This window comes from Promicromonospora sp. Populi (assembly GCF_041081105.1).
Taxonomy (GTDB): Bacteria; Actinomycetota; Actinomycetes; order Actinomycetales; family Cellulomonadaceae; genus Promicromonospora.
Genome location: NZ_CP163528.1, coordinates 335,034 through 347,729, shown reverse-complemented (window position 1 = coordinate 347,729; position 12,696 = coordinate 335,034). Strand labels below are relative to the sequence as shown.

The following is a 12,696-nucleotide window of genomic DNA, read 5'->3' as shown; positions in this document are numbered from 1 at the left end:
CCGCACGTCTCTGCTCGCTCCTCGCGCGGTCACTGGCTCAGCTCCTCGACGGACTTGTCCTTGATGGTCGGATCCAGCGCCGGGGCGCCACCCACGAAGTCGATGTCGTCAGCGCCCTGGCACAACCGGCGGACCTTGTTCTCCGCCACGATCTGCCCGTCGAAGACCCGCACGTTGTCGATCCGGCCCTGCCAGAAGTTGTCCATCGCGCCCGCATACCACCGGCGGCCCACGACGAACGGCCGGTCCAAGGTCCAGGGCGTCGTCACCGTGGTGGTCGAGACCGACTTGATCGGCTCCGCAGGCTTCGGCTGCTCGGGTGTACCCACCTCGCACGCCCACAGCGTGAGCTTCTTGGAGGCGTCGTCGAACGACCCGGTCAGGTGGACCCACTGTCCCGGCACTGCCCGGAACGACGACTGTGCCTGTACTGCGGTCGGTGCGTTGCTGTCGGTCTGGAACATGAAGAACGCCCAGCACGGGTCCCCACCCACCGACGCACACGATGGGCGGTAGCCCAACGTGAACGGGCTGGTTCCCGCCCCGTTCTGAGACAGCGCGACGTGCGGCGCGGCGAGGTCGGCTGCCGGATCCAGCCAGACGTGCGCGCTGACGACGAACGGCTTGCTCGTGTCCACGACACGGTTAACCGTGGAGGCCCGGTCGTCCACGCCGTCGAAAACCACGGCGCGGTCCCCGGACCGAGACCCGAACAGTTCATGCGGTCCATCGCCCCACGTCGGGAGGCCGCCACTGGTGCCGGCGAACTCCAGGGGCTGCGATCCCAGCCCGCCGACCGAGTCGGCCGCCGTCGTGCCCGTGCCCTCGTCGGTCCGCCAGACCTGAGTGGCCAGCGGGGCGGCGACGTCGATGACGTATTTCGCCGGCTCGGAGATGTTGCCCGCGCGGTCGACAGACCGTGCGTACACGGTCAACGGGCCCGGCTTGGTCGGGGTGAAGGAGACCACCGCCGTGCCCCCGGAGGAGGTTGCGACCGACTTCGGCGTCAAGGCGTCGCCGAACCCGTACACGAACCGGACGACGTCCGCGTTGCCCGACCGGCCGAACCTGAACTTGCCCGTCAGCCCGATGCCGCCGGACTCGTTGTTGTCGTCCGTGTACACCGCCTCCACGCCCGAACCGCTGGTCACGGGTTCGATGCTCGGTGGGTCAGGCTTCATGATGTCCACGGTGAACTCGCACCACTTGGACCACGAGCCCTCGCGTCCCGTGGAGTCCTTGGCCAGGACACGCCACTTGTAGACGACGTTGGAGAGCACCTCGCCGGTCGGCACCTGAATCTTGTGCGTGCGCCCCGAGCCCAGGTAGGACGGCATGTAGGCGCCCCACACCTGAACGTTGCTGGAGACCCGCCAGACCTGGAACCGCGCCTTGGTCGCGTTACCGTCCGGGTCGCGGATGAACGCCGAGAGTCTCGGCATGTTCGTGCGCAGCACCGGACGGTCCGTCCCGGTCTTGCAGGAGTAGTCCGACTTGCCGAACCACGTCGTCAAGCTCGACGGGATACCAGGTGCGCGGTTGTAGGTGACCGACAGCGTCGCCCGCGGGCCGACACCCCCGTTGCCGTCGTTGCGGCCGATGTACCGCTTCCAGCCGACCATGTTGGTCTCGTTCGCCGACCGGACACCCAGGGTCAGCAACGACCAGTTCGACGAAGCGACCTTCTTCGCGCCCGCCGTGACGTCGAACCCGACCGACCGCACCATGCCCGCACAGTCCGACCGGTGCGTCACCAGCGCCGAGGCGAGCCTCGTCGACCATGACCCGCGGTTGTTCCAGGTCGTAGCCGAGCTGACCGCGTTCGAGCCGTTCTGGTAGACCCAGACCCCCGTCTTGTCACAGTTGTACGAGAAGGTGGCGTTGATGTTGAAGACGGCCTTCGTGACGTCCGACGACGCCAGGCTCCCCACCCCGCCCAGGCCGCCGAACTCGTACATGATCCGGTGCGTGCTGGTCAGCCCGCACTGGTACCCCGCGTACGGGTCCGGCGCCAAGCACCGGCCGACGCCGGAGTCGCCGTCGAACTGGTACGAGGAAGAGCTGTCCGGCCACGCGCTGCGCACAGCCGTGACCTCGACGAGCGTTCCCGACACCGCAAGGGCGGCGAACATGGGGAACGCCGTCGACTCGTCCTCTGCCGCGGTCTCGATCGCGGCGCCGACCACGGGGTCTTCGGAGTCCGCGTCCTCCGCCGGAACCTCCACGACGGCGGTCGGTACCAGCGGCCCGTCCAGCGGATCCTCTGGGTCCGGGGCGGCGGACGCCGACGGGGAGGGCGAGGGCGCTCCTGCGTCGAACGACGTCGCCGAACCCGCGTAAGCTGCCGCGCCCTGGTCCATGGGCTGCGCCTCTGCGGACTGTTCCTCCGCAGGCTGCTCCTCGGCAGGTTGCTCCGAGGTCCAGATCAACGGGCGGGACGACCGGAACACGTCCGCGCCGTCGGCGTCCGCCTCGGGCTCGACCGCTCCCGGATCGGTCACCGTGAACGCCCCGGCCGCGCTCGTGACGTCCAGGTCCGCGCCGCCGGCATCCGTCGCGCTCACGCCAAAGCCAAGATCGGCGCCGAGCTCCGCGAGGCGCGGATTCCGCGCCGCCTCCTCGTCCGCGATCCGCAGCACCTGGCTGAATCCGGACCCGTCGGCGTTCACGATGACGACGAGGTCGACGCCGGTCGGCTCGCCGTCGACGGACAGGACGTCCGGATAGACGATCCGGTCACCGTCCACGACGGGCTCGGTCAGCTCGAACGGCGCCTCGACGTCCAGGACCTGGCCGTCCGCGGAGGTCATCGTCGCCAGCACTTCCGGTTCGACGGCGGCGTCGGCGCCGCCCGGCGAGAAGCTCATCGCCACCGCGGGGGCGGCGGGGCTCAGGCGGCCTGACTCGTCCTCGACGACCGCGGTCTCGACGGGCTCAAACACGCCGTCCCCGTCGGCGTCGGACTCGATCGCGCTGCTCCCGACCTCAAGGCGCACCTGACCCGACGGCTGGCCGAAGTACGCCTGCCATGGGGTCTTCTCGTCCAGCGCCTCGACCTCGTGCCCGCACCGGGCGGCGGTCGCCAGGGCCTCCGGCATCGTGGGTTCCTCGACCGCGCACTCCAGCACGGGCTCGTCGTCCAGACCCATCGCGGACAGCACGCCGTCGGCGCCACCGGTCGCGACCAGCGCCGACGCCCCCGTCGCGAGCACCACCAGCGCCGTCACCGAAGCAACGGCGGTGCCTGCCCGCGTCCGGACCCCTCGCGCCGCCCGTCCCCACACCGTCGCGGCCATGCGGCGCGCACCACCCAAGCCCGGAATATCCACAGGAAGGAGGTTATGGGCGAGAAAGACTGTCTCTTTACTGACAGCAGGGTGAACTTCCCCTGGCAAGGGGTGAACTTCAGCGCTACTCCCACGCCTGATCGATCTACAGGCAGCGGGCGGGAATACCGCAACGGGGTGTGTCAGCTGTGCGTAGACATTGTCTACGCACAGCTGACACACCCCTACGGCTATATCTCTCCCCGGGGCCCGCACCGCCCCCGGGCCAAGAGCCCTACCGCGCCAACAGGTCCGGCAGCTTCTCCCCGACCCCAGCAGCGGTGTGCAGGTGGCACGCCACCAGCCGGCCCTCCTCGGCCTGCGCCGTCCGCCCCAGTACAGGGAGCTCAACCCGGCACACGTCCATGACGTGCGGGCACCGCGGAGCGAACGGGCACCCGGGTGGCCGCTTCGACAGGTCCGGCGGCGCCCCCGGAATCCCGGTCAGCTCCCGCCGCGGCCCGTGCAACGGGGGGAACGACCCGAGCAGCCCCGCCGAGTACGGGTGCCGCGGCCGCGCGTAGACGTCGCGCGCGGACGCCGTCTCGACGATCTCGCCCGCGTACATCACCGCGATGCGGTCGGCGACCTCGACCAGCAGGGACACGTCGTGCGTGATGAGGATGACGGCGAACCCCAGGCGCTCGCGCAGCTCCATCACCTGCTCCAGGATCTGGCGCTGCATGACGACGTCGAGCGCCGTCGTGGGCTCGTCCATGATGAGCACCTGGGGCTCCAGGGCGAGCGCCATCGCGATCATCACGCGCTGCCGCATGCCCCCGGAGAGCTGGTGGGGGTACGACCGCAGCCGGTCGGCCGAGATACCGACGAGCCGCAGCAGCTCCGCCGCCCGCTCCCGGGCCTCCGCCCGCGGCATCCGCGGCCGGTGCGCAATGATGCCGTCGACGAGCTGCTTGTCCACCCGGTACACCGGGTTGAGCGAGCTCATCGCGCCCTGGAACACGATGGCGATGTCCCGCCAGCGGGTGGCGCGCAGGTCCGTGTCGGACAGGGCCAGCAGGTCGGCCCGCTTGCCGTCGCGGCCCGTGAGCCACACCTCGCCGCCCGTGATGAGGCCGGGCGGGGCCAGCAGCCGGGTGGCCGCGTACGCCAGGGTCGACTTGCCGCAGCCCGACTCCCCCGCCAGCCCCAGCACCTCGCCGCGACGCAAGGTCAGCGAGACGTCCCGCAGCACGTGCGTGGGATCGTCGCCGAACCCGTAGTCGACGCTCAGGTTCCGGATCTCCAGGACCGGGTCCGACGGCGTCACCACCGGGGCGTGCGTACTCGTCTGTGTACGGATCTCCGTCGAGCTCATGACCGTGCCTCCCGCACCACCGGGGTGAACCCCACACGCGGCCGGATACCCCGGCGACGCAGCGAGCGCGCGTGCTGGCCGGTGGACCGCAGGCGGGGGTTGACGATCTCGTCGATACCGAAGTTGACCAGGGTCAGGGCCATGCCGAGCAGGGCGATGCAAGCGCCCGCGGGCACGAACCACCACCACGCGCCGCGCTGCAGCGCGAGGTTGTTCTGCGCCCAGAACAGGATGGTGCCCCAGTTCCAGTCGCTGACCGGCGTGATGCCGATGAACGACAGGGTGACCTGGGACAGCACCGCGAATGTCACGGTGCCCACGAACCCGGAGGCGATCACGGCCGTCAGGTTGGGCATGACCTCGACGAGCACCAGACGCCAGGTGTGCTCCCCGTTGGCCCGGGCGGCCTCCACGAAGTCGCGCTTGCGCAGCGACAGCGTCTGGGCGCGCAGCACGCGTGCGCCCCACGCCCAGCCCGTGGCACCGATGACCAGGGCGACGGTGAGCCCGCCGGCGGACGGCAGCTGGGCGGCGATCAGGATGATCAGCGGCAGCTGCGGGATCACGAGGAACATGTTCGACAGCGCGGACAGCGACTCGTCGCCGATGCCGCCGACGAACCCGGCGGTGACGCCGATGAGCACGCCCACCACGGTTGCGCTCACCCCGGCCACCAGGCCGACGACGAGCACACCGCGAGCGCCGACGATGATCTGCGACAGGATGTCGCGGCCCGTGTGGTCGGTGCCGAGCCAGTGCGCCGCGGACGGCGGGGTGAGCAGGGCGTCGCTCACCTGGTTGGGGTCGTAGGGCGAGAGCCACGGGCCGAACAGCGCGAGCAGCGTGAAGAATCCGAGGATGACCAGGCCGGCGATCACCTTGCCGTTGCGCAGGAACATCAGCCGGTTGTTCATCGGTCCTCCGTCCGGGTGCGGGGGTCGAGCAGGGCGTAGGCGAGGTCGGCCACCATGTTCGCCACGAGGACGGACAGGGTGATGACCAGGAAGCAGCCCTGCATCAGGGGGTAGTCGTGGGTGGAGACGGCCTGGTAGAGCGTGTAGCCGATGCCCTGGTAGGAGAACACCATCTCCATGATGAGCGTGCCGCCGACCACGAACCCGAGGGACAGCGCGAAGCTGGAGACCTGGGGCAGCACGGCGTTGCGCGCCGCGTAGCCGAGCATGACCTGCCGCTCGGGCAGGCCCTTGGCGTGCGCGACGGTGACGTAGTCCTCCGAGGAGACCGTCACCATCATGTTGCGCATGCCGAGCACCCAGCCGGCCACGGAGGACAGCACCACCGTGAGGGCGGGCAGGAATCCGTAGTAGATGACCGAGCCGATGAACTCCCCGGAGAACGAGGGCACCAGACCGCGGTCGTAGCTGCCGCTGGACGGGAACCAGCCCAGGTTCACGGACAGCACGGCGATGGTGATCAGCCCGAGCCAGAAGTACGGCACGGCCTGGAAGAACGTGGCCACTGGCAGCAGCCCGTCGGCCCACGTGCCGCGGCGCCAGCCGAGGAACGTGCCGATGAGCGAGCCGATGACGAACGCGATGATCGTGGCGACGCCGACCAGCCCCACCGTCCACGGCAGCGACTGGTTCACGATGTCGGCGACCGGCGTCGGGAAGTGCGTGAAGGACAGCCCGAGGTCGCCCCGGAAGAGCAGGCCCCAGTAGTCGAGGTACTGCTGCCACAGAGTGGTGTCCTGGTCTAGACCGAACAGGACTCGCAGCGAGTGCTCGGCATTGCTGTCGATGCGGCCCTGCATGCGGCCCAGCAGGGCCGTCACGGGGTCGCCGGGCAGCATGCGGGGGATGAAGAAGTTGATGGTGATCGCGGCCCACGCGGTCAGCGCGTAGAACACGACCCTCCTCAGGAGGAACCTCATGCGGCCGCCTCCCCGTGTCGGACGGCGGCGACCACGTCGGGCCGGTCGTCCCGGTCGGAGTAGCCCCAGCAGGCGGCCGACCGTCCGGCCGAGACCTCGATCAGCTCCGGCGTCTCGCTCCGGCACAGGTCGTTCGCGAACGGGCAGCGCGGGGCGAACCGGCACCCGGGCGGCGGGTCGACGAGGCTCGGCGGCTCACCGCCGGTCCCCTGGTCCCGCGCGGCAGCCGCGCCGGCGCCCGCCAGGTCGTCGGGGTCTGGGGCGGACGCGACCAGCAGCCGCGTGTAGGGGTGCAGCGGCTCCTGGGTGACCGACTCGCTGTCCCCGGTCTCCACGACCTGCCCCGCGTACAGCACGGTGGTCCGGTCGGCGAAGTAGCGCGCGGACGCGATGTCGTGGGTGATGTACAGGACGGCGATCCCGAGCCGGTCGCGCAGGTCCGCCAGGAGGTTGAGGATCCCCAGGCGGATCGAGACGTCCAGCATCGAGACGGGCTCGTCCGCGAGCAGCACCTCGGGGTCGGCGGCGAGCGCCCGCGCGATGGAGATGCGCTGCCGCTGCCCGCCGGACAGCTCGTGCGGGTAGGAGTCGACGTACCGTGCGGCTGGCGTGAGGTGCACACGCTCCAGCAGCTCGGTCAGGGCCGCCTCCAGCTCCTTGCCCCGCAGCTTGCCGCCGGTTGACTGCTTCCGGTGCAGGCGTAGCGCCCGGGTGAGCGTGTAGCGCACCGGGTGCACGGGGTTCAGGGAGGCGAACGGGTCCTGGAAGATCATCTGCACGCGCCGCACGTACGCGCGGAACGCCCGCCGGCCGCGCACCCGCGCGTCGGCGCCGTCCAGCAGCACCTGGCCGGCCGTGATCGGGATCAACCCGGCCAGCAGGCGGGCAACCGTGGACTTGCCGGAACCCGACTCCCCCACCACGGCCAGGACCTGGCCGCGGTGGAGCTCGAGGTCCACGCCGTCCACGGCGTGGATCGCCCGGGCGGGCGAGCCACCGCTGACGCGGCGCCCGCCCGCTCGGAAGTGCTTGGTGAGGCCGTGCGCGGCCAGCACCGGTGTGCTCTGACTCATCAGCCTTCCGCGGGCTCGAGGTTCATCAGGATCTGGGCGGCCTGCACCCCGGTGGGCTGCGGCTGGTTGTACGGGTCCTCCTCGGAGGGCCAGCCCACGTAGTTCTGCGTCGAGTACTGCGCGGTGGCCGGGCGCGTCCAGATGGCGATGCCCGGCACCTCCTCGACGAAGACCTGCTGGATCGTGGCGAGCGCCTCGGTGCGCGTGGCGTCGTCGGTCGCGGAAGCGTAGTCGGCGAGCGCCGCGGTGGCGTCGTCGTTCTGGAACCGGCCGAAGTTCCAGGTGGCCGGCTGGCCCGCCTCGACGTACTGCGCGCCGTCCATGATGTCGGCGTACATGTCCCAGGGGGTGGCGCCGCCGTCGGTCCAGTGCAGGGTGGCCTGGAAGTCGCCCGGCGGGATGATGTCGGCGAACCAGCCGTCCTGGTTGACGGGGTTGACCGTGGCGGTGACGCCGAGCTCGGCGGCCGAGTTCTTGATGAGGTCGAGCGCGGTCAGGTAGTCGTTCCAGCCGGCCGGGTTGACCAGCTCGAAGGAGACGTCCTCACCGTCGGGGTCGACGAGCTGCTCGCCGTCCCAGGTGTAGCCGGCGTCCTCCAGGAGGGTGCGGGCGCCTTCGACGTCGACGGCGTACTCCTCGCCGGCGTAGTCCTCGGCGAGGAACGGCTCACCCGCGGGCATCGGCATGCCGGTGACGCTGGTCAGCGCGGGGTTCACGCCGGACGTCGCGACGTCGACAAGCTCCTGGCGGTCGATCACCATGTTCAGCGCCTGCCGGAAGGCCAGGTCGTTGAACGGCTTGGTCTCGTTGTTCAGGTAGAGCACGTCGATGCCGAGGGCGCCTGCGGCGAACTGGTTGTAGTGCTCGGGGTCCTGGGCGATGTAGACGTTCTCGAAGTCGGCGATGAACGTCCAGCCCCACTGCGCCTCACCGGTGGTCAGGGCCGTGGTCAGGGCGTTGTTGTCGTTGTACGACGAGTACCGGATCTCCGGGACGGCGGGCTCGCCGCCCCAGTAGTCGTCGCGGGCCACGACGGTGGCGGCCTGCGGCGTCCAGGACTCCAGCGTGTACGGGCCGGTACCCACGGGGTCGGGGTTGGTGTCCGTGGTCGGGTCCTCGACGTCGGCCCAGATGTGCTCCGGCACCATGACCAGGTCGTACAGCTTGGACTGGTTGACGAACTGGCCGGCGGTGAACGTGACGGTGACGGTGCTGCCGTCGGTCTCGACCGTGTCGTAGGGCAGGGCGCCGGTGTTCAGCGCCTCGAAGTCCTGGCGGAGCTGGATCGAGAACGCGATGTCGTCGGCGGTGAACTCCTCGCCGTCCGACCAGGTGATGCCCTCGTGCGGCGTGATGACCGCCTCGGTGAAGTCCTCGTTCCAGACCACGCTGTCGGCGAGCCAGGGCAGCGGCTCCTCGGCCGGGTTGGCCTGGTTACGCATCATCAGCGGCTCGTAGATCGTGAACGCGTAGCCGAGCGAGAGCGCGGACGAACCGGTCGCGAACGGGCTGTGGTTCTCGGTCTGGACGCCGTTCGGCATACCGACGGTCAGGGTCTCCCCGCCACCGGCAGGCGTCTCGTTACCGCCACCGCCTCCGCTGCAGGCCGTGGCCAGCAGCGCGATGGCTGCCGCGGCTGCGGCCGCGGCGACGTGCTTTTGAATCCTCACGGTGTGCCTCCTTGCACGCGTCCCACGGGTGCGGGACGGATGGTGTGTGTGATCACCTGGTTCCGGCGCCGGGATCTTCCCCGGGTCGGACTGTCAGCTCGTTGGTCAGTCGCAGGTCTCCCACGGACCTGCCGGTACGCAGCCGGTAGGTGCCCGGCGGCGTGGTCCAGCCCTTGGCCTGCGGGTCCCAGACCTGCAGCGCCCGGGCCGGGACGGGTACCCGGACCGTGGCGCTGCCCATGGCGGGCACGTCCGCGACCGCGAAGCCGCCGAGCCACCGCACGGGGCGGCTCGGGCCGCCGTCGGGTGCCTCGACATATACCTGTACCACCTCGCGGCCCGCGCGGCGGCCGGTGTTCCGGACCGTCACGTAGACGGTCAGGGTCTTGGGGGCATCGCGCGCCTCTCCCCAGGCGAGGACTGCGTCCTCGTACTCCCAGGTGGTCCAGCCCAGGCCGTGCCCGAACGGCGCGGCGGGTGCGGGGCCGGACGGCGCAGCGCCGTCGGGGCCGGCCTCAAGCCGGCGCTCCCAGGCCCGGTAGCCGACGTCGGTCCCCTCGGTGTAGTCGACGACGCCGGCCACGGGCCGCGCGTGCGGCACCGGGACGTCCTCGAAGCGTGCGGGCAGCGTCCAGGGCAGGCGCCCGGACGGCTCGGTGGCGCCGGTCAGCACGTCGGCGAGCGCCGTGCCCGTCTCCTGCCCGGGCAGCCAGGCCCACAGGACGGTGGGTACGTCGTCGAGCCAGGGCAGCAGCACGGGCGCCCCGGCGTTGACGACGACGACGGTGCGCGGGTTGGCCGCCACCACGCGGCGCACGAGCTCGTCCTGGTTGCCGGGGAGGTCCAGGTCGGGCCGGTCGTAGCCCTCGGACTCGACCTCGGCGGTCGTACCGATCAGCACGACGGCGACGTCGGCGGCCGCGGCGGCATCGACCGCGCGGGTCAGCTGCTCCTCGAGCGACGCACCGGGCAGCCGGTGCACGAGGGCGGCGCGCACGAAGTGCCCGTAGCCCACGGCGTGCACCACCTGGAGGGTCGCGTCCATGACGGCGGTGCCGCTCGCGGTGGCGACCTTCGCGATCGGGTGGTTGTGCCCCGAGGAGAGCACGATGTCCTCGTCCACGCGGGTGCTGCCGGCCGCGACCTCGGCGTCGTCGACGAGCACGCTGTGCACACCGACGGTGCCGACACCCAGCTCGTGCGTGCCCGGCTCGTCGAGGCGGACCTGGGCCCGCAGGCGGACGGTGTCGGCGTCGGGCCGCACGTCGTGCAGCCAGCCGGTCCACTCGTGGGCCGTGTACTCCTCGAGCGTGCTGCCGTCGGCCGCGAGCAGCGCCACGTGCAGGCCGGGCCCGCCGGCGACCGGGTCGGTGCACCGGTCGACGTCGAGCTCCGGCGGGTTGCGCAGCGCGCGGGCGCCTGCGAGCAGCGTCACCTCGGAGCCCTGCGGCAGTGCGGCGCGCAGCTCGTCGGCGGGGTAGGTGAGGCGGTCCGGCTGCACGAACGAGGAGCCGCCGCCCTGGAAGAACGGCTCGACGGCTGCGGGGCCCAGCAGCGCGACGCGCAGCGGGCGGGCCACGTCCTGCACGAGCGGCACCAGACCGGCGTCGTCCTTCAGTACGACGACGGAGCGGGCGACCAGCTCCCGGAGCAGGCTCTGGGACGTTGTCGTGGGCGTGACCGCCGCCGACTCCTGTCCTGTCCTGGGCGCACCGTTCGCGCCCACGGCAGAGGCCTCGTCCTCGGGGAGGACCAGGCGGCCCGTGCGGCGGGCCAGGCGCAGCAGGCGCAGCACCTTGTCGTCGAGCTCCTCCTGCGCGACCTCGCCGGAGCGGACGGCGGCGAGGAGGCCGTCGCCCCAGGGGCCGTCCGGACCGGGCATCTGCAGGTCGAGCCCGCCGCGCACGGCGGGCGCCACGGACTGGGTGGCCACCCAGTCGCTGACGAACAGGCCGTCGTAGCCCAGCTCCTCCTTGAGCAGGTCGACCACCAGGGGCCGGTGCTCCAGCATCGGCGCGGAGACGCCCCCGATGTCGACGCCGTTGTAGGCACCCATGACGGACCAGGGGTTGACCTCGTGCACCAGCCGCTCGAAGGGCGCCAGGTAGGTCTCGCGCAGCGTCCGCTCGTCCAGGCGCGCGATGTAGCGGGTGCGCTCGGTCTCGGAGTCGTTGGCGATGTAGTGCTTGACGCACATACCGACGCCTTGCTCCTGCGCGGCGCCGACGAGCGCCACCGCGATCTCGGCCGTCAGGTGCGGGTCCTCGGAGTAGCACTCGAAGTGCCGCCCGCCCACGGGCGTGCGCTGCAGGTTCACCTGCGGGGCGAGCACGACGTCGACGCCGTGGCGCCGCGCCTCGGCCGCGAACAGCGTGCCCGAACGCCGCGCCAGGTCCAGGTCCCACGTGGCCGCGAGCGCCGACGGGGCGGGGAACATCGCCGACGTCCCGCCGTTCGGGCCGCGTACCCCGACGGGGCCGTCGGACATCACCACCGGCTCGAGCCCGAGGCGGGGCACAGCCGTGGTCGCCCACATGGCGGCGCCCACGACGAGCGACACCTTCTCCTCGGCAGAGAGCTCGTCGAGGAGGCGGAGCAGCTCGGGCTCCGGGGCGATGGCTTGCTTGGTGATTGCCTGCGATGACAACTGTTTCTCCGTTCAGCGTCGGACGGCTGACCGCATTCAACCACACTTACTTACTGGTAAGTAAGCCCGCAAACTTCTGTATCGTGAGGGCATGTCAGAAGCGACCGAGCAGGCTGCCCCGAAGGCCAAGCGGCCCAGCCGCACCCAGCGCCGGGAGGAGATCCTCGCCGCTGCCACGCGGGTTTTCGGGTCCAAGGGTTATCACCAGGGCTCGCTCGTCGACGTCGCCGCCCAGGTCGGCATCACCCATGCCGGGGTGCTGCACCACTTCGGCAGCAAGGACAAGCTGCTGTGGGAGGTGCTCGAGTACCGCGACCGCGTGGACGTGCAGCACCTCGAGGGCAAGCACATCCCGGGCGGCATCGACCTGTTCCACCACCTGGTCACGACCGCGCGGCTCAACGCCGACCGGCGCGGCATCGTGCAGGCGTACGCGGTGCTCACCGGTGAGTCCGTGACCGACGGGCACCCGGCGTCGACCTGGGTCGCCGAGCGGTTCGCCGTGCTGCGCGGCGAGATCTCCCAGGCCGTGCGCCAGCTTGCCGCCGAGCGTGAGGTGACCCTGCCGGAGAGCGAGCCCGAGCGGGCCGCCGCCGCGGTGATCGCCGTCATGGACGGCCTTCAGCTGCAGTGGCTGCTCGACCCGGAGGCCGTCGACCTCGAGGCGGCCACCGGGTTCGCCATCGAGTCCATCCTGACGGCCACCCTGGGGAGCACCGTCCGGATCGCGAGCGCCTGACCGCCCGCCGACCCCACCACCCGGACCCG

8 protein-coding genes are annotated in these 12,696 nt (G+C 71.1%); 1 reads left to right on the top strand and 7 read right to left on the bottom strand.

Annotation, left to right across the window (positions count from 1 at the left end; translation table 11 throughout):
* Positions 1–29 precede the first annotated feature (29 nt).
* From AB1046_RS01530 to AB1046_RS01500, 7 genes are all read right to left on the bottom strand, one after another.
* Positions 30–3,296 carry a hypothetical protein gene (locus AB1046_RS01530; protein WP_369372023.1) on the bottom strand — a complete coding sequence of 1,089 codons (3,267 nt, stop codon included), beginning with the start codon at positions 3,294–3,296 and terminating at the stop codon, positions 30–32.
* A 265-nt stretch (positions 3,297–3,561) separates the two neighbouring features.
* Positions 3,562–4,644 (bottom strand): ABC transporter ATP-binding protein, encoded by a 1,083-nt coding sequence (locus AB1046_RS01525; protein ID WP_369372022.1) that lies wholly within the window; start codon positions 4,642–4,644, stop codon positions 3,562–3,564.
* A complete protein-coding gene (locus tag AB1046_RS01520) occupies positions 4,641–5,558 on the bottom strand; it encodes an ABC transporter permease (protein ID WP_369372021.1) in 918 nt (305 codons plus the stop codon). The genes AB1046_RS01525 and AB1046_RS01520 overlap by 4 nt, the downstream gene beginning before the upstream one ends.
* Positions 5,555–6,538 (bottom strand): ABC transporter permease, encoded by a 984-nt coding sequence (locus AB1046_RS01515; RefSeq protein WP_369372020.1) that lies wholly within the window; start codon positions 6,536–6,538, stop codon positions 5,555–5,557. Before AB1046_RS01515 ends, AB1046_RS01520 begins: the two co-directional genes overlap by 4 nt.
* Positions 6,535–7,611 carry an ABC transporter ATP-binding protein gene (locus AB1046_RS01510; RefSeq protein ID WP_369372018.1) on the bottom strand — a complete coding sequence of 359 codons (1,077 nt, stop codon included), beginning with the start codon at positions 7,609–7,611 and terminating at the stop codon, positions 6,535–6,537. The genes AB1046_RS01515 and AB1046_RS01510 overlap by 4 nt, the downstream gene beginning before the upstream one ends.
* Complete coding sequence (locus AB1046_RS01505) at positions 7,611–9,281, bottom strand: ABC transporter substrate-binding protein (RefSeq protein ID WP_369372016.1); 1,671 nt, start codon at positions 9,279–9,281, stop codon at positions 7,611–7,613. The genes AB1046_RS01510 and AB1046_RS01505 overlap by 1 nt, the downstream gene beginning before the upstream one ends.
* A gap of 52 nt (positions 9,282–9,333) precedes the next feature.
* Complete coding sequence (locus AB1046_RS01500) at positions 9,334–11,928, bottom strand: beta-glucosidase (protein WP_369372015.1); 2,595 nt, start codon at positions 11,926–11,928, stop codon at positions 9,334–9,336.
* Between the two features lie 91 nt (positions 11,929–12,019).
* Here AB1046_RS01500 and AB1046_RS01495 point away from each other — a divergent pair, with 91 nt between their 5' ends.
* On the top strand, positions 12,020–12,667 hold the full coding sequence (locus tag AB1046_RS01495; protein ID WP_369372014.1) for a TetR/AcrR family transcriptional regulator: 648 nt from the start codon (positions 12,020–12,022) through the stop codon (positions 12,665–12,667).
* Positions 12,668–12,696 lie beyond the last annotated feature (29 nt).

Excerpts from the sequence above, each read along its gene's own strand:
- AB1046_RS01510 (WP_369372018.1), bottom strand. The coding sequence starts at position 7,611 with ATGAGTCAGAGCACACCGGTGCTGGCCGCGCACGGCCTCACCAAGCAC.
- AB1046_RS01525 (WP_369372022.1), bottom strand. The coding sequence starts at position 4,644 with ATGAGCTCGACGGAGATCCGTACACAGACGAGTACGCACGCCCCGGTG.
- AB1046_RS01515 (WP_369372020.1), bottom strand. The coding sequence starts at position 6,538 with ATGAGGTTCCTCCTGAGGAGGGTCGTGTTCTACGCGCTGACCGCGTGG.
- AB1046_RS01520 (WP_369372021.1), bottom strand. The coding sequence starts at position 5,558 with ATGAACAACCGGCTGATGTTCCTGCGCAACGGCAAGGTGATCGCCGGC.
- AB1046_RS01495 (WP_369372014.1), top strand. The coding sequence starts at position 12,020 with ATGTCAGAAGCGACCGAGCAGGCTGCCCCGAAGGCCAAGCGGCCCAGC.
- AB1046_RS01530 (WP_369372023.1), bottom strand. The coding sequence starts at position 3,296 with ATGGCCGCGACGGTGTGGGGACGGGCGGCGCGAGGGGTCCGGACGCGG.